Raw genomic sequence first — 22423 nt, forward strand, 5'->3', positions numbered from 1 at the left:
ATTGCACCGGCCTTTTCAGCCACGCCCGCTTTGCGGCACACTGCGCACTCAAAACTGCGCTATGAAAAAACATGACCACTACCGCTAAACCGTCGCGCCTGACGCTGTATCTCAAACTCACCCGCATGGATAAACCTATCGGCAGCCTGCTGCTGATGTGGCCGACCTTGTGGGGCTTGTGGTTTGCCGGTGCCGGCAAGCCCGATGTGCTGGTGGTAATCATCTTTATCATCGGTACCGTGCTGATGCGTTCGGCCGGTTGTGTGATCAACGACTACGCCGACCGCGACTTCGACGGCCATGTCGAGCGCACCAAAAACCGGCCCATGGCCGCCGGACTGGTCAGCACCCGAGAGGCGCTGTGGCTGGCTACTATCCTGGCGCTACTGGCTTTTGCGCTGATTCTGCCGCTGAACGCGTTGACCAAATGGATGTCGCTGCCTGCGGTTTTTGTCGCGGCAAGTTATCCGTTTACCAAGCGTTTTCTGGCGATTCCGCAGGCTTATCTGGGCATTGCCTTCGGCTTTGGCATTCCCATGGCGTTTGCCGCGCTCACCAACAGCCTGCCGCCGCTGGCCTGGTTGCTGTTGCTGGCCAACGTGTTCTGGAGCGTGGCCTACGACACCGCCTACGCCATGACCGACCGCGCCGACGATCTGAAAATCGGCATCAAGACCTCCGCCATAACCTTTGGCCGGTTTGATGTGGCCGCGATCATGCTGTGTCACTTTGCCTTTCTGGGCCTGATGGCTGTGGGCGGCTGGCTGATGGGGCGCGGCGGTGTGTATCTGGCCGGTCTGGCGTTGGCCCTGGCGCTGATGCTGTTCGATCAATACCGCTTGATCCGCGAGCGCGACCCACAAAAATGCTTCAAGGCTTTCCTCAATAACAACCGTATCGGCGCAGTGATCTTTGTGAGTCTGCTGCTCGACTACTGGTTGCACTGAATTGCGTCTTGATCCGCGCCAGGTCGCGCTGACTCTTTCTGATCTGGAATCCGGCACCCCGCGCCAGTGGTACTGGCTGGAAATCGCCGCGCTGCACCCCAAGGCAGAGCAGGCATCCAGCCGCTTCGGTCTGGCTTTGCTACGCCGTTTCGGGCCAGCGGTGTGTTGGCGACTGTTGCAGCAAAGCGGTGTCGATGGGACCGCGCTGTATGCGCCACAAGTCCAGACCTTGCAACGGCGCTCACGGCAGACGTTGCAAGATGCCGCCCTGTTTACCGCTACCTTGCCATTGCTGCTCGCCGGGTTTCAGCGCTTGCCCGCCACCATTACTTTTGTGCTGTGGCTAGGCGTGTTTCTGGGCAGCGTATGGCAAGCCGGGGCGGTGTTGCGGCAAATCCAGCCGCCCGCCATTGCAGAGCCCATTAACGACGATGAAGTGCTGGATGAAGAAGCGGGTCCGGAAGACGTAGTGGGCTTGCAAGCCATGCTGGTCGCGGTCGGGATATCTGTTCAACAGGCCGGGCAACTGATCACCCAATTGCACACCGACCCGGTACTGGCCCTGCCCGCGCTTAATACCCTGTTGCCCAATCTGCCGCCGCCCCCACCTGGCCGCCGTGAACATCTGCTGGTCGCTTTGCGCGCCTGGCTCACCGTTCTGTTGCCGGTGACGCTGGCGTTTGGCTGGTTGCCCCTGCTGGCAGGACTGGCGTTGTGTGTGGTGTGGAGCAGCGCAATCATTTGGCTCTCCGGTCGCCACCGCGCGGCGCCGCTGGTCGTCGCGAGCGGGTTGATGTCATATGGCTTTGGGCGTTTGTGCCACTGGTTATGAACAACGGGCATTTGTCCGCCTGTCTTGCCCGATAGCCCCTGTGCTAAAATCCCCGGCTATTCTATTAACCGAATTCAGGAACCTGCATCATGGCCGGCCATAGCAAATGGGCGAATATTCAACACCGTAAAGGCCGTCAGGACGCCAAGCGCGGCCAGGTTTTCACGCGACTGATCAAGGAAATCACCGTTGCCGCCAAAATGGGCGGAGGTGATGCCAACATGAACCCGCGCCTGCGTCTGGCTATCGACAAGGGTCTGGCGGCAAATATGCCCAAGGACAACATCCAGCGCGCAGTGGATCGGGGCACGGGTAATCTGGAAGGCGTGGATTACGCAGAAACCCGTTACGAAGGCTACGGCATCGGCGGCGCAGCAGTGATGGTCGATTGCCTGACCGACAACAAAGTGCGGACCGTGGCCGATGTGCGTCACGCTTTTGCCAAGTACGGCGGCAATATGGGTTCTGATGGCTGTGTGGCATTCCAGTTCAAGCATTGCGGTTATCTGATCTACGCGCCGGGTACGAACGAAGACGCACTGATGGAAGCCGCATTGGAAGCCGGCGCCGAAGACGTGGTCACCAACGAAGACGGCTCGATTGAAGTCATCACCCCGCCGTACGAGTTTGTTGGCATCAAGGAAACACTGGAAGCCGCTGGCTTCAAGGCCGAGATCGGCGAAGTGTCGATGAAGCCGCAGGCCGAAACCGAATTGACCGGCGACGACAGCATCAAGATGCAAAAACTGATTGATGCGCTGGAAAGCCTGGATGACGTGCAAGAGGTGTACACCACCGCCGTCATGGATGAAGAAGAGTAAGTCAGTCTGTCTTTTCGACTACCTGGAAGCCCGCACCGATCAAAATGCGGGCTTTTTCATGCCCACCGTGGGTAGAAAAGGCGTGAATTGATCGAATCGGCACCAAAATTGACGACAGCAGAACCAAGCCCAGGATCGCGGCGGTTGATACTGGATGCGTGTTCAATCCATCGGCGAGGAGCCTGTCATGTTCAAGCGTATTGTGCCGTTTGTGTTTTTCTTCAGCGCCATGGGCAGCGCTTTTGCAGCGGATTTTGAAGTCCATAGCGACGACCTCAAAACCGGCGTATTCAACCAGACCCAAATCGCCAACGGCTTCGGTTGCCAGGGCGGCAATGTCTCACCCCAAATTGCCTGGAGCGGTGCCCCGGCAGGCACCAAAAGTTTTCTGATCACCATGTACGATCCGGATGCGCCGACCGGTTCTGGCTTCTGGCATTGGATACTGGCCAACGTGCCAGCCAACACGCAATCGCTGCCGCGCGGTGCGGGGAACGACAGCAACCAGTTGCCAGCAGGCACGCTGCAGATCAGCAATGACACCGGCAAGCCAGGTTATCTCGGCCCCTGCCCGCCCACCGGCGAGACTCACCGTTATCAGATTTCCGTGATCGCCCTGAAAGTCGATAAACTGGATATCGACCCGCAGGCCACTCCGGCAGTGACCGGCTTTACCGCCCATTTTCAGACGCTGGGTAAAGCCACAATGACAGCCCGCTTCGGGCGTTAACACTGGAAGACCGCCTTGTTCGCCCGTGCCGCCAGATCACACTGAACTGGCGGCGCGTTTGCCAACCCGTTCTGGAATCCGCATGAGCCGCACGATTTTTGCCCGCCCCGGCATTGGCGCCACCGCCCGTATCCTGCAGCATGGGGAGCAGGAGATGGTGCGCATGCCCATGGATCATGCGGTGCTGATCATGGTGCGCCAGGGTTCCAAGATTTTGCGCTGGCAAGGGCGCGAATGCCTGATCAAGCAAGGTGAAGCGGTCGCCATTGCCGCAGGACAAGTACTCGACGTCACCAATCTGCGCCCGCATGAGGGTGTTTACGAATCGGTCTGGTTGAATTGGCAACCGGAGTTAATCGAACAATACGCAGCCGATTACGGTCATGCCCGCGATTACGTGCGGGATGTTTTGCCAATCGGGACACTGCCAGCGGCATTCAATCTGGCTTATGACGGCGCGCTGGCCGCCTTGAGTGACGCCCACAATGTACCCGATGCCATCGCCCGGCATCGACTGACCGAAATGCTGCTCTGGCTGGCTGGGCAAGGCGTGCATTTTCGGCCTGGCACGCCGGTCACTTTGCATAGCCGCATCCGCGGTCTGATCGCCGCTGCGCCCGCTGATGCGTGGAACGGGCCAGCCCTGGCAGCGCAATTGGCCATGAGTGAAGCCACTCTGCGGCGCAGACTGGCTGGCGAGGGCATGTCATTGAGCGAGTTACTGATTGATGTGCGCATGTCTTATGCGCTGACCTTGCTGCAATCAACCGATCGCCCGGTGTCACAGATTGCGCTCGATGCCGGTTACGAATCGCCTTCGCGCTTTGCCATTCGTTTTCGCAAACGCTTTGGCTTTGCACCGACGGCAATTCGCGGCCATCAACGGACTTTTGCCACGGGCGCTGTCATCGCATAAAGATTGCGATAAATCCTGCCACTGATTGCGAGCGCTGCAATTGGGCAAACCACAGCCTCATGCTATAAACCTGCGCAAGACCTTTTCTGGCTGCGCTCATGCCGCAACGCTCTGCTTTTGTTTTTATTCTGGTTTTTCTGACGGCGCTGATCGCAGCCGACTACGGCGGCTGGCGGTTGACCCGACCAGTGGATCATTGGGTGAACGACCGTTTACTGGCCCGTCACGCGCCGCTGCACGCGCCATCTGCCGATATCGTCATCATTGATATCGACCAGAAAAGCCTGACCGCACTGATAGACGAAGCCGGTAGCTGGCCGTGGCCGCGTGCAATGCATGCCGAATTGCTGGATGCGCTAGCCCGGCAACAGCCCAAAGCCGTGGTGTTCGACTTGATGTTCAACGAGCCCGATACCTTTCGCGCCGACAGCGACAAACTATTTCAGGACACGGCGCGTCAACATGCCGACGTGTTGTATCTGCCCAGCGTGCAACTGGCTGATGGCACAGGCCCGTTGTTGCGTAACCTGCCGCCTTCTCTTGGCCTGATCAAAACGCCAACGGCCAATCTGAATGCCAGCTTGCCGCTATTGCTGCCGTGGGCCATGCCGCAAGAAACCTGGCGTGGCGGGCTGATCAATTTTCTGGCTGATCATGACGGCGTTGGCCGCAACTACTTGCTGCGCCGCAACTTCGAAGGCTGGCAGATTCCTGCGCTGGCCGGGCAACTGGCAGCAGATCAGCATTGGCAAATCCCGCCGCAAGATCGCATCACGCTGAACTGGACAGCGCCACATCGGCGAATCAGCTTTAGCGACTTTTATCTGGATTTCAACAGCGAACACCCCAAGCGCGCCAGCAATGAATTTGCCGGCAAGATCATCCTGATCGGCACCGCCGCGCCTGGTCTGCAAGACTTGCGCCCGACGCCCATTGCGGCCGCGTATCCCGGCGTAGAGATTCTCGCCACCGCCATCGACAACCTGCAGCATGGCGACTGGCTGCGTAGACCGCACCACGTCTGGTTCGGCTTGTGGGCGCTGGCTTTGTGCGGCTTGCTGGTGCTCGGTTTCTGGCGCGGTATCAACATGCTTTGGCTAGGCGTGACACTGATCATCACCAGCGTTCTGAGCGTTGTTGCTGGCTGGCTGGCGCTCGGGCAAAACTGGCTACTTCCGCTGTATGGTCCGCTGGCTTGGGGCTGGCTCTGCTATTGGCTGTGCGCATTGCAAGCCTGGTTATCTGAAAAGCGCCGCCGCGAGCGCGCCATGCAGATGTTTGGACGCTTTCTGGACCCGCGCGTGGCCCGGTCGCTGGTCGATAGCGCTGATCTGGCCGTGAGCCAGCGTGCCCACAGCCAGCAGATTACCGTGCTGTTTTCGGATATTCGCGGCTTTACCAGTTTGTCCGAGGCGCACCCGCCAGAATTTGTGGTCGATTTGCTCAACCGCTACTTCACCCGCCAGGTCGCCGTCATTTTCAAGCACGGTGGCACGCTGGATAAATTCATTGGCGACTGCATCATGGCATTCTGGGGTGCACCGACTGATGATCCAGACCACGCCCGTCACGCCGTCGCCGCCGCACTGGAAATGGCTGCGGAACTTGCGGCATTCAAACAGACACTGAGTGAACTGAATCATCTGAATACGGAGTTTGATGTCGGTATCGGCATCCACACCGGCACCGCAGTGGTAGGGTTCATCGGCGCACCGTCACGGCTGGATTACACAGTGATTGGCGATACCGTGAATCTGGCCAGCCGCATTGAAAGCCAGACCAAAGGTATCGCCCGGATTCTGGTTTCAGACGCCACCCGTCAGGCGTGCGGCGATGCGTTCGGATTTGTAGATTGTGGAAGTCACCACGTCAAAGGCCGTGAACAAGCCGTACAGTTGTTCGAGCCCAAGGAAAAATAATGAAAACACCCGTCAACCGTTATCGCTCAATCCTTAGTGTGCTGCTGCTATGTACCGCTGCGCTGGTCCATGCCGAAAGTGGCACACTGATTCGCCAATCCGATCTGAAACAAAAACCGTTTCTGGATGCAGCCACCGTCACTCGCGTGTCCGTCGGCAGTAGCGTCACAATTACCGGCCGCCAGGGCGCATGGATGCAGGTGAAAACTACATCTGGCCAGAGCGGCTGGATCAAGCTGCTGAATGTGCGCACTTCGTCGGGCACGGCCAGTAGTGGCTCCACGCTGGGCACGCTGGCCAAGGTGATTACCACCGGTTCATCCGGCACGACCGTCACTACCGGGGTGAAGGGTCTGACCAGCTCGGAGGTGACTTCCACTCACCCCAATCCGCAGGAACTGAACAAGCTCAACGGTTACGCCGTCAGCAGCAGCAAGGCCGCGCAAGCCGCCCGCGCGGCGAATCTGACCAGCAAATCGGTACCGTATATTGACCCGACCACGGCAGCTACCACCGGCAATGCACCAGCACGCGGAGGTAACTGACATGCGCAGCCATATTCGTCGTTTCTTCGTCGTCGCCCCGCTGTGCGTCTGGTTTTTGGCACAGCCCGCTGCGGCACTGGATCTGAATAACCTTTTCAATCAGCTCAACAACAATCCCGACCTGGTCAACGCCATTGGCAGCACGGTCAAAAACCTGAGCGACGCCAACCGCACTATCGGCCCCAAAGAGGAACAGGAAATCGGCAACGGACTGGCCTCGAACATGCTCGGCGCCGCTCCGCTGGTGGCCGATGCCTCGCTGCAACGTTATGTGAACGATGTCGGCGTGTGGGTGGCCAGCCAGAGTGAGGCTGTGGGCGTGAACTGGCGCTTTGGGGTGATCGACACCAACACCATCAACAGCTTTGCCATGCCGGGCGGCATTGTGTTCATCACCAGGGGCTTGCTGGCACAGATGCACAGCGAAGCCGAACTGGCTTGCGTGCTGGGACACGAAACCACGCACGTGCTACGCCATCATCATGTGCGCGCCATTCAGTCTGGGGCTGGGAAAGATGCGCTGGGCAATGCCTTGCAAGGCGTGGTCGCCTACAAGGGCAATCAGCAAGCGCAGCAGATCGGTGCCAATCTGGCTTCCGGGTTTTCTGAAGTCTATGTGCGCGGGCTGGATAAAGACGACGAATTTGCCGCCGACATCACCGGCATGGTGTTGTGTGCCCGCGCCGGTTACAACCCCTACGCCCTGCCCGCCGTGCTGCAAACGCTGGACGCCTTGAACCCGCAAGACAGCAATCTGCAGTTGATGTTCAGCACCCACCCCAGCCCGCGCGCGCGGCTGGACAAGATTGATCAGGTGGTCGGTGACCGGCTGGAACCCTGGGCCAGCGGCACCGAGAACACCTTGCGGTTCAATGCGATTGCGGCAAAGTATGGCGTGAAGACAGCACCGTAGCCGCTGGTAGCCCGCTGGCATTGGGTCCAATCATGACGGCGGGTGGTCACCGTATGTCCTGTTTCCTCCAGGCACCGCACCGGCGCTGGCTATGCTTGAAGCCACCGCCGTCCCGCCACTTTGGGCCACCGGTTCCATTAGACGGCCAGCAAGGAGCTCAATTCATGTCGCAATCCACCTCTAATAACCGCCGCATCTTGCTGGCCTCGCGCCCGCATGGCTTACCGGTCCCTGCCAATTTTGATGTGGTCTCCAGCGCAATCCCGACACCGGCTACCAACGAAGTTTTGCTGCGCACGGTGTATCTGTCGCTCGACCCCTATATGCGCGGCCGGATGAGCGACGCGCCGTCGTACTCTCCACCGGTACAAATTGGCGAAGTGATGGTAGGCGGCGCAGTGAGTCGGGTAGTAACTTCAAGTCACCCTGACTTTGCACCCGGCGACTGGGTGCTGGGCTACACCGGCTGGCAGGATTACAGCGTGGCCAATGGTAAAGCGCTGGTGAAACTGGATGGCAAATTGCCGCCGTCGTGGGCCTTGGGCGTGTTGGGGATGCCCGGATTTACTGCCTACATGGGCTTGCTCGATATCGGCCAGCCCAAAGCGGGCGAGACCGTGGTGGTTGCAGCGGCCTCTGGCGCAGTCGGCTCAGTGGTCGGGCAGATTGCCAGGCTCAAAGGTTGTCGCATTGTCGGCATTGCCGGTGGCGCCGAAAAATGTCGCTATGTAGCCGAAGAACTGGGCTTTGACGCATGTATTGATCATCGTTCTTCCGATATGGCGCAGCAGCTGGCCGCCGCCTGCCCCAAAGGCATTGATGTTTATTTCGAGAACGTGGGCGGCGCGGTGCTGGATGCCGTGTTGCCGCTGCTCAATACCGGCGCTCGCGTGCCAGTGTGCGGCTTGATCGCCAACTACAACGCTACCAACCTGCCCGATGGCCCGGATCGTCTGGGTCTGTTGATGGGCACTATTCTGAAGAAACGCATGAAGATGCAGGGTTTCATCATTTTTGATGATTACGGCCATCGCATCGGCGAATTCCAGCAGCAAATGGGCGCGTGGCTGCAGGAAGGCAAAATCAAATATCGCGAAGACGTGGTCGACGGACTGGAAAATGCGCCGCAGGCATTTATCGGGCTACTGCAGGGCAAGAACAACGGCAAGCTGGTGATTCGCGTCGGCGCAGACTAACGCTTAAGCCAGACTTATCCTGCAGCCATCACCTTGGTTCTGCACGGTAGTCCTAAGCCGGGTCGCCTTAAAAGCCACCCGGTTTCATTTGCATGGCCAAGTTCAAAGTGTCTCATCAGTCCTCGCCACGGCGAGTCTCAGGCGCTTTCGCTGAGATTGAGCACAATCAGGCTGGCAATCGCCAGACCTAGCCCCAGCAATTTGACCGAGGACACGGATTCGCCAAACCAGGTAATCCCCACCACCGCCGTCAACGCGGTGCAGGCGCCAGCCCACACGGCATAAGCGAGGCCAATTTCCAGTTGTTTGGTGGAAAGCGCCATCAGCCAGATCGCGCTGAGGTAGCAGGCAATGGTGATTGCCGTGGGCAGCGGGCGGGAAAAGCCAGCGGAAAACTTGAGCCCAACGGTGCCTATCACTTCGGCAAAGATGCTGAGCCCCAGAAAAATCCAGGCAGGTTTGATAGCAGGCATGCAGATCCTCACAACCCAATGTTTATACCGAACATTGAGAGCAGGAGAGCAGCGGTACCCAGACGGCATAACGGTATGTCATCCAGACCGGGAACACAAGTTGAGGCAGATGCGCACACCCAAGCGACCAGGCCTGTAGCATCGACCCTGGCCCGTCATCGCCAAAACCTTACACAAACTCAATCCTTGTAAGCACAGATTCATGGCTGAAAACCGCCACGGTTTCTGAAACAACAACATGCCAAGGTAGCATGCACGTCCCCTGCCGACGGCCGATTATTAAAATCAGCGCAACAACGTGGAAAATGCAAATAGACGCAATCAAAGTCCGCTTCTTCAAGACCAAGTGGGCCTTGTCTTTTTGCCGCGAACCTGATGCCAGCAATGCTAATTTTCACAACCCTGCTGCGTTATCTGCATGAAACCTGGCAATGGAACAACACGAGAATGAGGTCGTTGAAACCAGAAAACCAATTCAAATACAAATCTGACTTTTAAAAAAAAGATGTATTGCCGATTAAGAAAACATCCAGCGAAGGGCTATTTTCAGCCAGCTTTGCTTTTGGTTCTTCATAAAAAAAGCAGTTGTACAAAATAATAACCGGCCCTCAAATTGTCTGAAAACGAATCGCAGCCTTGATTCTGGATTGTTGCAGATGAAACCCTAAGTTTCTTATAAGTAAAGTGAAACGAAATTAACATGTAAGCAAAATAGTATTTTTCGCTTTTCACCCTGAGCGAATTACATGAAACTTCTTCACTTCACCTGGGTACCTGTGCTGGCCGCCCTGCTTGCTGGCTGCGGCGGTTCTTCTGACAGTTCGAGCACTCCCACTCCGACGCCTACACCGGCCCCGACGCCAGCGCCGGTTGCGGTCGGCCCGACTGCGAAGCGAGTCTTGCTGATCAGCATCGACGGCATGCATCAACAAGATCTGAGCGTTTGCGTGGCCAACGGCGGTTGCCCCAATCTGGCGACGCTGGCGCAAACCGGCGTGACGTATACCGGTGCCACCACGCCGGGCTTGTCGGATTCTTTCCCCGGTCTGGCCGCGCAACTCACTGGCGGTTCGCCCAAGACCGCAGGCTTGTTCTACGACGTGTCTTATGACCGCACGCTGTACGCGCCAGGCGACGCCACCTGTACCGGCGCTCAAGGCTGGAACGTGGTGTTTGATGAGACGACAGGTGTTGATGCGTTGAATGGCGGCGCACTGGTGCACATTGATGGCGGTGGCTCGTTCAACCCGCAGGCGATCCCGCATCAGAAGCTCAATGGCGTATGCGTGCCGGTTTATCCGCATAACTACATCAAGACCAACACCATTTTTGAAGTGGTCAAAGCCAATCTGGCTGGCTCGCGTACGGCATGGGCAGACAAGCATGCCTGGGGTTATGACTGGGTGAATGGTCCTTCCGGCAAGGGTGTGGATGATCTGGCCCGCACGGAGATCAACTCTACCGATGCCGCTACCGGCACGGATTACACCGACGTCTATACCCACACCGAAACCTTCGACAATCTGCACGTGCAGGCCATCATCAACCAGATTGACGGGAAAGACTCCACCGGCGCTGCAGCCAGCGTGCCGACGCTGTTCGGCACCAATTTCCAGACTTTGAGCGTGGCACAGAAAGCAACGCGGGCCAGCGGCGGCGGTTATACCGACGCGGTCTTCACCCCGGGCCCGCAAGTCAGCGCAGCCATCAAGTATGTGGATGCCGCGCTGGGCAAGATGGTGGCAGAACTCAAGGCGCAGAACCTGTATTCATCGACCTTGATTGTAGTGTCCGCCAAGCATGGCCAGTCGCCTTCCGATCATTCCTTGCTGATCAAGAATGGCGATACGTTGAGCGCCTTGCTCCAGGCAAACAATTATCTGGATTCGACCGGGCACTTTGGCCAGAACGCCACCACCAGCGGCAGCCTGAATGATGGCACCGGCTTGTCCGGCACTGGCATGGTACAAGACGATGATGTCGGCCTGATCTGGCTGCATGACCAGTCACAACTGCCCGCCGTGCTGGCTACCTTGCAGGCCAATAACGGTTGTACCGGCACCGGCATCTGCGCCAACAACGCCCAGGCTTATATCTTGTCGGGCTCGCAACTGGCGGCAAAATTTGGCGACCCGGCACAAGGTCGTACGCCAGATATCATCGTGCAACCTAATCCGGGCGTCATTTACACCAGCAGCACCAAGAAAGATGCCGAACACGGTGGCAACGCGCCAGACGACAGCCACGTAGCGCTGCTGGTTTCCTACCCGACATTGACCGGGCAGACCAACACCACGGCGGTTGGGACCACGCAGATTGCCCCGACCATCCTCAAGGCACTGGGCCTGGCACCGACCTTGCTGAACGCGGTGCAGGTGGAAGGCACTGCGGTACTGCCAGCGTTGGGATATTGATTCACCCAATCGACAAAACGCACGTAGCAAACTGGTAAAAGAAAACGGCCCGCTGGGCCGTTTTTTTCATATGGATGTACGGATATCCCGCTTGGGCCTTTGCCGCTGCTAGTTGGCAGAGTCTGGTGCGGCAAGCACATCCAGCGCGGGAAACGTCACCCGTACCCGCAGGCCACGCTGCCGGTTTTCATCTACGTATGCCAGTGCGATATGGGCGCCGATACGTTCGGTAATGACCTTGACGATGGATAGACCCAGCCCCGCGCCGGTTTCGTCATTGCCCAGCACGCGATAAAACGGATCAAACACCCGCGCCAGTTCTGTGGCAGAAATTCCGGGACCGGTATCGTCAACCTGCAACACGACCTGCTCGCCGTGCGCTTCCACCGCAAGGTCTATTCGCCCGCCAGCGGGGGTGTAACGAATCGCATTATCCAGCAGATTTTTGACCAGCACTTTCAGGTCGGCCTCCTGGGCACGGATCAGCGCGTCCTTGCCATCGACCACGCCGATATCAAGCTGCTTGGCTTCGGCCAGTGGCAGCAGGTCTTCCAGCACCAGCCGAAAAATATGCTGGATCGACACCGTATTGGGTACGTCGCCAGCCGTGCCTTGCATTCGCGCCAGGGTCAGCAGTTGGTCGATCAGGATGCGGGCGCGTTCGATGCCACCGCGCAAGGCAGTCAGGCGCTCTTGCGCCTGGGGCGACATTGGGGCCGTACTCAGCCGTTCGGCCTGTAACGACAGCGCGGTGAGCGGCGAGCGCAATTCATGCGCGGCGTCCGCCACAAAGCGCCGCTGGCCTTCCATTGATTGAGCCACCCGCCCCAGCAAGCGGTTGATGGCCACCACAAACGGGCGGATTTCGCTGGGCAAGGTATGCGGTGCGATCGGGTGCAGTTCTTGCTCACCGCGCTGGTCAATTTCCTGCGAGAGTTCGGCAATCAGCCTGAACATCTTGCGCACCAGATCGGCCACCACCAGCAACAACACTGGCACCAGAATCAGAAACGGCAACAAAGTGCGCAAGGCGCTATCACGGGCGATTTCGTCCCGGACGACCGTTTCTTGCGACACCGCAATGCGCGCACCACCGCGCACGGTTTTGATCAGCACTCGATAAGTATCGTCGCCGGTGACCAGTGTTTGCATTCCGTCTTTCAAACTGGCCGACAGCGCCGGTGTTGATCTGTCGTCATCGCCGGGCGTATTGGCGTCAACCGGAACACGCTGCACCACGACTCTGACATCTTCCTCTCGGTCGGAGAGTTTGCGCGGGTTGCCTACTGGTGGGAGCGGCAAGTGATGCTCGTCAAACAACAAGGCGACCTGACGCAGCGTCTCATCCTGCAGTTCGTGCGCTTCATCCTGGGCTGTAAAAAAAGAAAACGCGCCAGCAATGATGGCGACGCCCAGGATGACCACTGCCAACCACAGCGACAACCGCAGTTGCAGCGAGTCTTTTATTCGCTCTTTGAAACCATCCATCCCACGCCCCTTATATTTTTGATGGCTTCGTTGCCCAGTTTTTTGCGTAGTGAGTGGATCAGAAACTCAACCACGTTGCTTTCGACTTCTTCGCCCCAGCCATAAATGCGGTCTTCCAGCGCGGACCGCGACAAAATCGCACCGGGACGGCTCATCAAGGCTTGCAGCAATGAAAACTCGCGGCTGGACAAGCGCTGCGGCGCGCCATCCTTGAAGGTGGCTTCACGGGTGGTTGGGTCCAGTTCCAGAATGCCATTGCTCATGACCGGCATGACATGGCCATTTTTGCGCCTCAGTACGGCGCGGATGCGGGCCAGCAATTCGGCCATCTCAAATGGCTTGAGCACGTAGTCGTCAGCACCGCTATCCAGCCCGGCCAACCGGTCAGCCAGCGCGTCACGCGCAGTAATGATCAATATCGGCACCGGGTTATCACTGCTGCGGATGCTGCGCAGTACGCTCAGGCCATCTTTGCCCGGCAAGCCCAGATCAAGCAGCACGACGTCGTAATACTGACAGGCGAGCGTATCCATGGCGTTTTGCCCGTTACGCACCCAATCTACCGCGCAGGATGCGTCACGCAGCGCGGCCTGGATTACCTCGCCGATCATGGCGTCATCTTCGACCAGCAATACCCTCATAACGACCTCACCGACTTGATAACGAGCGCTTCCGCGTGCTGAGCCAAAGCGCTATGCAAGAATCCACAGGGCAATTCATCAAACTTGTTTATACACAGCCTGCCCTGCCTGCATGGCGCGCAACCGCTTACTCCAGCCATTGCGATCCAGTCAGATGCTTGCGGGTAGCGCTGAGATATCCCACCAGGCCAATAGTGGTCAGCAAGAATAACCCGCTGGTGACCAGCTTGCCCAAGCCCAGACCACCGTCATGGACCGGCTGGGCCAACCAGTCGCTACAGGCATTTCCAAAGGAGCAAGTCAGCACGCAGGCGGCCCAGAAACAACTGGTGGCGCTGAACTCCAGCAGGTAATGGCCCACTGCAACCAGCCCGAGCGCGACACCCAGTAACAGAACCGTGAAGGCATAACCGGGATGCAGATTTTCTGCCACCCAGTCGCCAGCGATTGTTCCCAGCGCAAAGGTGAACAGGATGGCTAGCCAGTAAAACAACTCACGTTTGCGGGTGACTATCGAGCGAAAGGACACCGAACTTTCTTCGGCATGCCACACAGCCAAAGTAATCCATAACATCACGCAGAACAAACCAGTGGCATAGGTCAGCGGCACACTCAGTTGGTCAATCAGGCTGTCGCTGAGCAACGCACCGGCCATGCCAACCAGCAACATGCAGCACCAGTACAGCCACGGCGTGAACTGACGGCTGCGCACCTGCGCTGGCAATATCGCCATCAGCAAGATCCCAAGGACCATGCAATAACCCGTCAGACCTGATCGCGGATCGGCATTGAGCAAATCCGCTGCCGACTTGCCGACGGTGGTCGACATCATTTTGATCAACCAGAACAGCATCGTCACGTCCGGCACTTTGACCGGCCTTGCGGGAGCAGGTATTTCGGTGGCGAAATCGATCACCATAAACTCCTGCCCACCAAAGTCACCACACTGTGGTCGTAGCGGGTCATTTTGGTATCCAGCCACGTCTGATGAGTGGTTGCCCGACAAAGCGGTAACATTGTTCCACCCATTGAAACAGCCAGCTCATCAAGCGTTGTGGCTGGCGGCATAGCGCGGCAGTGAGGGCTGCGACAATGGCAGCACCCAGCATATCCAGCGAGAAATGCACGCCCAGATAAATACGCGCCCACGCCACTGGTAAACCCGTTAACGCCAGTGCGACGCCGATTCGGCGCAGGTGTGGATGCAAAGCCAGGCTGAATGCCACGGCCCAAAGCAGCGTGAGGTGATCACTGGGGAAAGATGAGTCAGCCACGTGCTGGATCAAGGTATGCCCCACACCGATCATGAACGGGCGCGGGTGCTGCCAGACCAGGCCAATCAACTGGTTCAGACCCAGCGCAAGCAGACCGGCAGTGGCGGCCTCTGTGGCAAAACGGCGGGTGGACGGGCTGCCACGCAACCAGCAGATCACCAGCAGCAACGGCACCAGCCAGATCAAATAATCAGCCAGCACCGTCGCGCACAGCACGGTCCCGGCGGCGGGGTGAGCAGGCGCATTCATCCACAAAAACAGCGCTTGATTGAGTTCTTCCAATTTCCAGCTCCGTAAACCAGGCAAAGCCTGCTGCCAGCCCAAAGGGGTGGCCGTGGCGCAAACACAAGCTGCGCACAATTTTGAAAGCTGGAATGTACCTGGGCTGACTTAGCCAGGACTGAGGTCGGCGCTAAGGCTGTTCTAAGTATCAAAGAACATGCTAATGAAGCGCGCAATTGCGCTTGAAACGGGGTGAGGAAGTTTGCGTACCAGCTTTGCAGGCTCGGTCCGGGGGGTCCGGGCAAGCGTGAAGGCGCGGTTACACCAAGTGAATCACTCTGCCTTCTTTGCAGTTCGATCTGCAGTAACGTCAGGACGCAATGCTGCGCCTGGCAACACACACAGGGAGTTTTGCCATGTCAGTTGGCGCCGTAGCATCCAGTTCGCTCAATGTTTCCATCAAATCGCCGGTCGCTTCGGCATCCAGCAGCAACACTGCATCTTCGGCCACTCAAGAAGCGAAAGAAACCGCAGCACAAACGGCACAAGAAGCCCGCGGTGGTGACCACCAAGCGCAACGGCTGGAACAAAAACGCGCCCAGGCGGCGGCCAATCAACCCGGTGCCACCCCGGCTGCATCCAGCCAAAGTTCGGTATTGACCAGCACTTCGGGCAATCTGATCAACGTAAAAGCTTGAAAACGCCAGGGTCAGTCGTCGATGCTGGCCAGCGCGGGACCAGCATTGGCGATTGTTTTATGGCTAACGCCCAAGCACCAGAACGCGGAAAGTCCCCTCTTGCGCCACCGGACGGGCGCCAGGTCCGCCAGCTGATGCTGCCGGGTCTTGTGGCTTGAAACTGGCAGTAGGCAAATATAGTTTGTGCAGCAGTGTGTCTGCCGCAATGGTACGAGCGCCAGGCGCTGTCTTGATGATTGCCACAGTCGCAAACTGGTTGGGCGCGGTTTGTGCCACCACGCTGACCGTGCCATCGCGACCATTGGCGCTTATGGCGTAGCCATCCAGTAACGCTACCCCATCCGCGCCACGACCAATCGGTGCTTGCCCCAGCACCTTGCCAGTCACCGGATCGCTAATCACCATCACGCCATTGCCGCATACCGAATACAGGTGTCCGCTGGTTTCATCACGCGCCAGACCGGTTGGACTGTCGCAGGGGCTAATCGAGTAGCGCTGCACCAGCGCGCCTTTGCGTATATCCAGCACGGCGACTTCATTGGTGTCTTCGATATTGAAAAACACCAGTCCGTAATTGTTGGTTTGCGCGAATTCCGGCTTGCCCCCGACGGCAATTGCGGGCTGCACCAGCTCCCCGGTTTTGGCATTCACAATGCTGATATCTTGCGATTTGCCATTGAAGGTCACCACGCGCTGGGTCGCGGCGTCATACACGATGGCATCCGGATTACTTCCCACCTTGATCCGCCGTCCGGGTTGCAGGGTTTCCAGTGCAAACTCGCCAATCTCGTTGTCGGCACCATTGCTGGTAAAGCCCAATCCCAGATCATGCGCGATAGCGATGCCGTGCACGCCATGGGTAGCCGCGATCACGCCCTGGAGCTTGCCGGTACGGGTATCGATCGCATCGGTCTGAGTGCCGTTCGCCACAAACAGGCGCTGGCTGGCGGCATCATATTGCAGGTAATCCCACCTGACCGGCCCATCAATGGCAATCTGCGCGGTGACTTTATAGTCAGGCGCGGCCAGCGCCACGGCGGTGGCCAACAGCATGCTCAGCAACAATCCCGTTTTCATTCCCGACAGTCTCCTGGTGTAATGACGAAACACACACTCTTGGCTCGGTGCGTAATGCGCGCAGCATAACAGGCGTAGCCCGACATCGACGGATGCGCCATTCATCGCCTCAACCCCCATTCAGCGCTTTCATTCAGACAGGCTTATATGCAGTATGCATACATGCAGTTTGCATATGAGGTGTGTCATGGCTCTGCCCGTTGAAAACTTGCTGGGTGTGCTCGCCTTGCATGTCATGGATGAAATCCACGATCAGCCCATGCCTGCCGCACTAAGCGGGCTGACCACGCGGGCGGCGCTAAATGCAATTCATATCTATCCAGGCTGTTCAATTGAAACCCTGCGCGAGGTGCTGGACTTGTGTCACCCTGCGGCGGTGCGGGCGGTAGCCGGATTGGTTACCGCCGGCCTGGTCAGCAAAGACCCCGGGCGTGACAAACGCACTGTGGCGCTCAACCTGACCGAGGGCGGCTTGCTTGAACTGGAGCGAGTCATGGCGGCGCGTGATGCCATGCTGCAACGCGTGGTCGGACGCCTGGATAACTCCGAGCAAATCCAGCTGGAAGCATTGCTGATCAAAATGCTGTGGCACGAAACCCGCGACAGCCCGCACTCCATGCGCCTGTGCCGGTTATGCGACGATGGCCCTTGTCTGGAGGCAGGCTGCCCGGTGGAAAATCGCGCCACTGGCTTGCCCATGCCGATTCATCAGGTGACAACGTGACCGCCTCTTCCCGACTTCCGTGGCACACCATCAGTGCGCTAACGCTGGTGTCTTCATTTGCGCAGATCGGCCAGTTCGGCTTTGGCTTTATGGTGTTGCCACTGTGGCTGGCTCAGCATGGGCTGGATGCACCCCGCGCCGGTCTGTTCGCCGCCATGCAATGGACCGGCATGCTGGTCGGGCTGATAGGCACGCCTGGTCTGGCCGCACGCTTTGGAGCCCGTTTGGCGGTTGGCGCGGGTTTGCTGATCAGTGTTGCGGGCTTCGCCATCATGCCTTGGGCGCAATGGCCATTATGGTTACTGGCCGCGTTTTTGATTGGTGCGGGCTTGGGCGTGCGCTGGATTGCCAATGAATCCTGGCTGTATCGCCTGGTGCCGTCCGCCTACAGTGGCCGCGTGGTTGGTACGCACGAAACCCTGATTGCGCTGGCCGAAATCATCGCGCCGTCGTTTGCCGTGTGGCTGGGTATCGCGGGCGATATGCCGTTTATTGCGGGTGGGCTGTTTACCTTGAGCGCGGTCATTCCATTACTGTTTGCCCGGGGCGACAGCCACGACCCGGCACATCATGCGCACTCACCCGCACCGGCCACCAGCGCCAGCCGCTTTAGTCCGGTGATCAAACTGGGCATGGCCACCGCCGTGGTCGGTGGGCTATGCGCGGGTGCGTTCTATGGTTTGTTCCCGTTGTTTACCAGTGGCCGTGGAATATCCAGTACCGATTCGGCGAGTCTGCTGGCGTTGTTTGGCTTGGGCGCAGCCTTGTGCCAGATGCCCATAGGCTGGCTGGCCGATCGCATCGGGCTGGCCGGAACCGTGTTGATCAGCAGCGTGGCTGCCGTGGTCTCCAGCCTGTTGCTACTACTCAGTTGGTCGCCCGCACTGGCAGCTGGTGCCTTTTTGCTGGGCGGCGTCACCGCGGCGTTTCTGACGCTGGCGGTCTACGCCGCCGCCAGCAGCCCGGTCAGCGCCATGGGCCGCAACATGCGCCTCATCACCGTGACCTACACCGGAAGCTCAATCCTCGGCCCGCTTGGCGCCGGTACCGGCATGAACCTGTGGGGTGGCGATGCCTTGTTGTGGCAGGAGATCGGGCTGGTGCTGCTGCTCGGCGCGGTGGCACTGGCGATGTTGCGGGTGGCGCGGACTGCCGCGTCTCAAATTTGACATAGCCCGCGCAGGCTCAGCGCCTCGATAACATTGTTTGGGCTCGCAATCTGGCGTGTTGCGGCCTACCCAAACAATAAATCAATGCCCTCAGCCCCTTTTTTACGTCCTGTTTCGCAGGCACGGTTCATACATCTTTTTGCCAGATCCGCAGCTACATTTGCAAAGGATTAAATGGCCGTCAATCGTAAACACGTGCGTACGTTTTCGCTGGTCATGACTAGCTGGACAATAAGTCCACGCAAGTGCGGCCTTTCTTTTATTTTGTGGAAAACTTACAAAATTTGAGCTAAAACCAGCAAAACTGCTAGATATATCAGTTTACAACTTACGCAAAATACTACTAAACACTTACCCGACAGTAGCAAAAAAAATACAGTTCCCCGCTGTTTGGGAAGCTGATTTGTCAAACAATGACCCGCTCAGGTAGTAATTAAGCAAACAATGATATTTGAAATTGATGCCTTATTACGGGTAGCGCATTTAAGCGTTTAACTACTCGATTGGCCTGTTTCTCAGATATTTGATCCGGCCTTGGTCATGCTCGCCCCACATCGGGACGATCCGCAGCACATCGTCGATCCATCGTCTGTGTATAAAAACTGTTCTGGGAGGAGTCCCCATGTTTAACCGGCAGAGCAAAGAACTGGCATTGCAGCAGGACCAGAAAATCAAGTTGCAAGACGCTTTCCTGACAGCCCTGGACCGGTCCATGGCGGTGATCGAATTCACGCCGGATGGCACCATTCTCTGCGCCAATGACAATTTCCTGAAAACCACGGGTTACGAGCGATCCGACCTGGTCGGCAAGCATCATCGGGTGCTGTGCGAGCCGGGTTACGCGAGCAAACCGGAATACGCCGACTTCTGGCGACAACTGGCGGCGGGCAAGTTTTCTTCCGGGCGCTTCAAACGGGTTCGCCGCGATGGGCAACCGATCTGGCTGGAAGCCACTTACAACCCGATCTTTGACGACCAGCACCGGGTCATCAAAGTGGTGAAGTTTGCCCAGGACATTACCAGCCAGATCTCGGCGCAAGAGAGCCAGCGCAATATGCTCAGCGCCATTGATCGTTCGATGGCCTCCATCGAATTCAATCTGGATGGCACCATCATTACCGCCAACGATAACTTTCTGCACGCCACGGGTTATCGGCTGGATGAAATCAAAGGCCAGCATCACCGCCTGTTCTGTGATCCGGATTACCGCAACAGCGTGGAATATGCCGAGTTCTGGCGTACGCTCAATCGCGGCCAGTTTGTATCTGGCCAATTCAAGCGCATGTCCAGGAATGGCAACGTATTGTGGATGGAAGCCACCTACAACCCGATTTTCGATACCGAAGGCAAACCGTACAAAATCATCAAGTTTGCCAACGACATTACCGAACGCGTGCTGCAGCAAGAAGCCGATGCCCAGAATGCGCGCCACGCCTATCAGATTTCTGAAGAAACCGACGCGGTGTCTGAGCAAGGCAAGCAGGTGATCCAGCATGCGGCGCAAGAAATGCACGGCATTGCCAACACGGTGCAAAGCGCGTCAAAGCTGATCGAGGAACTGGGCGTTAAATCCAGCCACATCAGCAGCATCGTCAATACCATTAAAGAAATTGCCGACCAGACCAATCTGCTGGCTCTGAATGCCGCCATTGAAGCCGCCCGCGCGGGCGAGCAAGGGCGTGGTTTTGCGGTGGTGGCGGATGAAGTACGCAAGCTGGCCGAACGCACCGGCGTATCAACCACCGAGATTGCCGGGATGACCAGCAAGATTCAGGAAGGCACCCGCTCGGCCATTCTGAGTATGGAAGCCTGTGTAAACCAGGCCAACGATGGCGTGACGCTGGCCAATCAGGCAGGCGATGCCATTATTCGCATCAGCGAAAGCTCCAAGCAGGTGGTACGCGTGATCCGCGAGTTTTCGTCGGTGAAGACTGCAAAAATCTGACGGGCTATCTAACAGATATACATGGCGGATATACAAAGAGGCATCCACGGATGCCTCTTTTGCTGTCTGCCTGCAATGCCCGCTGCAATCACCCGCGTTGCGCCATTTCGCTCCCGGCGTCATGCGGCAACTTGCGCGTGACCGGAATCGACAGGATCGAGAACAATCCGATCACCAGAAATGCGGGCCAGAAGTCAGACTCCTGAATATGCGTGTGCCCTTGCAGATGATTGGATAACTGCAGTGCCATCCCCGCCACAATCACCCCCAGCCCCAGCGACAACTGCTGCACCACGCTGGCCAGACTAGTGGCGCGGCCGGCGTCTTCACTGCGGATATCGGCATAGACAATCGAGTTCAGGCAGGTGAACTGCAGCGACGGGAAGAACCCGCCCAGTGCCACCACCACCAGCATCACCATGATCGAGGTGTGGCTGTTAAACAGGCCGAAGGAAGCCAGCGCCAGGCCGGCCAGCAGCGCATTGACCATCAACACCTGGCGAAAGCCCCAGCGCTTGAGCACACGCGGCCCCAGGCTTTTCATGAATAGCGCGCCAAAGGCCGAAGCGCAGGTAATCGCGCCGGATTGAAAAGCATTCATGCCCATGCCTTCCTGCAGTGCCAGCGGCAGCAAAAACGGCACCGAGCCCAAACCAATCCGGAACAGGGAACCACCCAGCACGCTGGCGCGAAAAGTGGGTATCTGCAAAAAGCGTGGGTCAAGCAACGGATGCTCCGCGTGCAACGCTTGCCGAAAGTACAGCCACAGCACGATCACGCCAACCAGCGTCATGCCGATAGCCCATTCCACCGGCACCAGATGGCTACCCAGCAGCGCCAGACCCAACATGGTGAACGAACTACCCAGCGCAGACACGATGAAGCCACGGACATCCAGCGGCTCCGGCGAAGCCTCACGCGTGTTGCTGATAAAGCGTCCTGCCAGATACAGACCCAGCAAGCTGACCGGGATGTTCACGAGAAAAATCCAGCGCCAGTGAAAATACGTGGTGATAAATCCACCCAATGGCGGCCCGATCACCGGCCCGAACAATGCGGGCATGGTCAGATAGCCAATGGCTTTAACCAGATCGGCACGCGGTATCGCCCGGAAGATGATGATGCGCCCGACCGGCACCATCATCGCCCCGCCCATACCTTGCAAAAAACGTGCGCCGACAAAGGCTTCCAGCGAACTGGAAACCGCGCACAGCAAGGAGCCCAGCATGAAAATGCCAATGGCAGAACGGAACACAGTGCGCGCGCCAAAGCGGTCGGCCACCCAGCCACATACCGGAATAAACACACCCAAGCCGACGACATACGCGGTGAGTGCCAGTTTCAGGGTAATGGGGCTTTGTCCAAGATCGCGGGCCAGTACCGGCAGCGAGGTGGAGATCACCGTGGCGTCCATGTTTTCCATGAACAAGGCACAGGCGACGATAAGCGGAATAATGAAGGGACGATGCATGACCAAAG

The 22423-nt window shown here is 57.9% G+C and carries 21 protein-coding genes; 14 read left to right on the forward strand and 7 right to left on the reverse strand.

Features of this window, described 5'->3' with window-relative positions; genetic code table 11:
• Positions 1–71: 71 nt before the first annotated feature.
• From ubiA to N7220_RS07125, 9 genes are all read left to right on the forward strand, one after another.
• Positions 72–947: a 4-hydroxybenzoate octaprenyltransferase gene (gene ubiA, locus N7220_RS07085; protein ID WP_283150755.1), complete on the forward strand. Its 876-nt coding sequence runs from the start codon at positions 72–74 to the stop codon at positions 945–947.
• Position 948: 1 nt separating this feature from the next.
• On the forward strand, positions 949–1779 hold the full coding sequence (locus N7220_RS07090; protein ID WP_283150756.1) for a hypothetical protein: 831 nt from the start codon (positions 949–951) through the stop codon (positions 1777–1779).
• Positions 1780–1868: 89 nt separating this feature from the next.
• Complete coding sequence (locus tag N7220_RS07095) at positions 1869–2600, forward strand: YebC/PmpR family DNA-binding transcriptional regulator (protein ID WP_283150757.1); 732 nt, start codon at positions 1869–1871, stop codon at positions 2598–2600.
• 187 nt (positions 2601–2787) lie between these two features.
• Positions 2788–3330, forward strand: a complete 543-nt coding sequence (locus N7220_RS07100; protein ID WP_283150758.1) for a YbhB/YbcL family Raf kinase inhibitor-like protein — start codon at positions 2788–2790, stop codon at positions 3328–3330.
• An 82-nt stretch (positions 3331–3412) separates the two neighbouring features.
• Complete coding sequence (locus tag N7220_RS07105; protein WP_283150759.1) at positions 3413–4246, forward strand: helix-turn-helix transcriptional regulator; 834 nt, start codon at positions 3413–3415, stop codon at positions 4244–4246.
• 98 nt (positions 4247–4344) lie between these two features.
• Positions 4345–6165 (forward strand): CHASE2 domain-containing protein, encoded by a 1821-nt coding sequence (locus N7220_RS07110; protein WP_283150760.1) that lies wholly within the window; start codon positions 4345–4347, stop codon positions 6163–6165.
• A complete protein-coding gene (locus N7220_RS07115; protein ID WP_283150761.1) occupies positions 6165–6710 on the forward strand; it encodes an SH3 domain-containing protein in 546 nt (181 codons plus the stop codon). Before N7220_RS07110 ends, N7220_RS07115 begins: the two co-directional genes overlap by 1 nt.
• A 1-nt stretch (position 6711) precedes the next feature.
• Positions 6712–7623 (forward strand): M48 family metalloprotease, encoded by a 912-nt coding sequence (locus N7220_RS07120; RefSeq protein ID WP_283150762.1) that lies wholly within the window; start codon positions 6712–6714, stop codon positions 7621–7623.
• Positions 7624–7787: 164 nt separating this feature from the next.
• Positions 7788–8819 (forward strand): NADP-dependent oxidoreductase, encoded by a 1032-nt coding sequence (locus N7220_RS07125; protein WP_283150763.1) that lies wholly within the window; start codon positions 7788–7790, stop codon positions 8817–8819.
• A 137-nt stretch (positions 8820–8956) separates the two neighbouring features.
• Here N7220_RS07125 and N7220_RS07130 read toward each other — a convergent pair whose 3' ends face one another.
• Positions 8957–9292, reverse strand: coding sequence for a DMT family transporter (locus N7220_RS07130; protein WP_283150764.1), 336 nt, complete (start codon positions 9290–9292; stop codon positions 8957–8959).
• A gap of 746 nt (positions 9293–10038) precedes the next feature.
• Here N7220_RS07130 and N7220_RS07135 point away from each other — a divergent pair.
• Positions 10039–11706, forward strand: a complete 1668-nt coding sequence (locus N7220_RS07135; protein WP_283150765.1) for an alkaline phosphatase family protein — start codon at positions 10039–10041, stop codon at positions 11704–11706.
• A gap of 108 nt (positions 11707–11814) precedes the next feature.
• Here the strand turns inward: N7220_RS07135 and N7220_RS07140 are convergent, their stop codons facing one another.
• The 4 genes from N7220_RS07140 to N7220_RS07155 all read right to left on the reverse strand — a co-directional run bounded on the left by N7220_RS07140 (position 11815) and on the right by N7220_RS07155 (position 15391).
• Positions 11815–13194, reverse strand: a complete 1380-nt coding sequence (locus tag N7220_RS07140) for an ATP-binding protein (RefSeq protein WP_283150766.1) — start codon at positions 13192–13194, stop codon at positions 11815–11817.
• Positions 13170–13835: a response regulator transcription factor gene (locus tag N7220_RS07145; protein ID WP_283150767.1), complete on the reverse strand. Its 666-nt coding sequence runs from the start codon at positions 13833–13835 to the stop codon at positions 13170–13172. The genes N7220_RS07140 and N7220_RS07145 overlap by 25 nt, the downstream gene beginning before the upstream one ends.
• Positions 13836–13962: 127 nt before the next feature.
• On the reverse strand, positions 13963–14751 hold the full coding sequence (locus N7220_RS07150; protein WP_283150768.1) for a COG4705 family protein: 789 nt from the start codon (positions 14749–14751) through the stop codon (positions 13963–13965).
• Between the two features lie 46 nt (positions 14752–14797).
• Positions 14798–15391 (reverse strand): undecaprenyl-diphosphatase, encoded by a 594-nt coding sequence (locus N7220_RS07155; RefSeq protein ID WP_283150769.1) that lies wholly within the window; start codon positions 15389–15391, stop codon positions 14798–14800.
• A 356-nt stretch (positions 15392–15747) separates the two neighbouring features.
• Here N7220_RS07155 and N7220_RS07160 point away from each other — a divergent pair, with 356 nt between their 5' ends.
• Positions 15748–16029 carry a hypothetical protein gene (locus N7220_RS07160; protein WP_283150770.1) on the forward strand — a complete coding sequence of 94 codons (282 nt, stop codon included), beginning with the start codon at positions 15748–15750 and terminating at the stop codon, positions 16027–16029.
• Positions 16030–16092: 63 nt separating this feature from the next.
• On the opposite strand, the gene N7220_RS07165 is transcribed toward N7220_RS07160, so the two are convergent.
• A complete protein-coding gene (locus N7220_RS07165; protein ID WP_283150771.1) occupies positions 16093–17106 on the reverse strand; it encodes a YncE family protein in 1014 nt (337 codons plus the stop codon).
• Between the two features lie 187 nt (positions 17107–17293).
• Between N7220_RS07165 and N7220_RS07170 the strand changes: the two genes are divergently transcribed.
• The 3 genes from N7220_RS07170 to N7220_RS07180 all read left to right on the forward strand — a co-directional run bounded on the left by N7220_RS07170 (position 17294) and on the right by N7220_RS07180 (position 20944).
• The gene (locus tag N7220_RS07170; RefSeq protein WP_283150772.1) at positions 17294–17830 is read left to right on the forward strand and encodes a MarR family winged helix-turn-helix transcriptional regulator; all 537 of its coding nucleotides are present in this window, start codon (positions 17294–17296) and stop codon (positions 17828–17830) included.
• On the forward strand, positions 17827–18999 hold the full coding sequence (locus N7220_RS07175; RefSeq protein ID WP_283150773.1) for an MFS transporter: 1173 nt from the start codon (positions 17827–17829) through the stop codon (positions 18997–18999). Before N7220_RS07170 ends, N7220_RS07175 begins: the two co-directional genes overlap by 4 nt.
• Positions 19000–19621: 622 nt before the next feature.
• Complete coding sequence (locus N7220_RS07180) at positions 19622–20944, forward strand: methyl-accepting chemotaxis protein (RefSeq protein WP_283150774.1); 1323 nt, start codon at positions 19622–19624, stop codon at positions 20942–20944.
• An 88-nt stretch (positions 20945–21032) separates the two neighbouring features.
• On the opposite strand, the gene N7220_RS07185 is transcribed toward N7220_RS07180, so the two are convergent.
• Positions 21033–22415: an MFS transporter gene (locus N7220_RS07185; RefSeq protein ID WP_283150775.1), complete on the reverse strand. Its 1383-nt coding sequence runs from the start codon at positions 22413–22415 to the stop codon at positions 21033–21035.
• Between the last annotated feature and the right edge of the window lie 8 nt (positions 22416–22423).

The sequence above is a fragment of the Silvimonas soli genome, assembly GCF_030035605.1.
GTDB classification, from domain to species: domain Bacteria; phylum Pseudomonadota; class Gammaproteobacteria; order Burkholderiales; family Chitinibacteraceae; genus Silvimonas; species Silvimonas soli.

Coding starts and splice junctions, on each gene's coding strand:
- N7220_RS07165 (WP_283150771.1), bottom strand. CDS start 17,106: ATGAAAACGGGATTGTTGCTGAGCATGCTGTTGGCCACCGCCGTGGCG.
- N7220_RS07180 (WP_283150774.1), top strand. CDS start 19,622: ATGTTTAACCGGCAGAGCAAAGAACTGGCATTGCAGCAGGACCAGAAA.
- N7220_RS07125 (WP_283150763.1), top strand. CDS start 7,788: ATGTCGCAATCCACCTCTAATAACCGCCGCATCTTGCTGGCCTCGCGC.
- N7220_RS07135 (WP_283150765.1), top strand. CDS start 10,039: ATGAAACTTCTTCACTTCACCTGGGTACCTGTGCTGGCCGCCCTGCTT.
- N7220_RS07145 (WP_283150767.1), bottom strand. CDS start 13,835: ATGAGGGTATTGCTGGTCGAAGATGACGCCATGATCGGCGAGGTAATC.
- N7220_RS07170 (WP_283150772.1), top strand. CDS start 17,294: ATGGCTCTGCCCGTTGAAAACTTGCTGGGTGTGCTCGCCTTGCATGTC.
- N7220_RS07100 (WP_283150758.1), top strand. CDS start 2,788: ATGTTCAAGCGTATTGTGCCGTTTGTGTTTTTCTTCAGCGCCATGGGC.
- N7220_RS07140 (WP_283150766.1), bottom strand. CDS start 13,194: ATGGATGGTTTCAAAGAGCGAATAAAAGACTCGCTGCAACTGCGGTTG.
- N7220_RS07120 (WP_283150762.1), top strand. CDS start 6,712: ATGCGCAGCCATATTCGTCGTTTCTTCGTCGTCGCCCCGCTGTGCGTC.
- N7220_RS07105 (WP_283150759.1), top strand. CDS start 3,413: ATGAGCCGCACGATTTTTGCCCGCCCCGGCATTGGCGCCACCGCCCGT.
- N7220_RS07185 (WP_283150775.1), bottom strand. CDS start 22,415: ATGCATCGTCCCTTCATTATTCCGCTTATCGTCGCCTGTGCCTTGTTC.
- N7220_RS07115 (WP_283150761.1), top strand. CDS start 6,165: ATGAAAACACCCGTCAACCGTTATCGCTCAATCCTTAGTGTGCTGCTG.
- N7220_RS07110 (WP_283150760.1), top strand. CDS start 4,345: ATGCCGCAACGCTCTGCTTTTGTTTTTATTCTGGTTTTTCTGACGGCG.
- N7220_RS07095 (WP_283150757.1), top strand. CDS start 1,869: ATGGCCGGCCATAGCAAATGGGCGAATATTCAACACCGTAAAGGCCGT.
- ubiA (WP_283150755.1), top strand. CDS start 72: ATGACCACTACCGCTAAACCGTCGCGCCTGACGCTGTATCTCAAACTC.
- N7220_RS07130 (WP_283150764.1), bottom strand. CDS start 9,292: ATGCCTGCTATCAAACCTGCCTGGATTTTTCTGGGGCTCAGCATCTTT.
- N7220_RS07160 (WP_283150770.1), top strand. CDS start 15,748: ATGTCAGTTGGCGCCGTAGCATCCAGTTCGCTCAATGTTTCCATCAAA.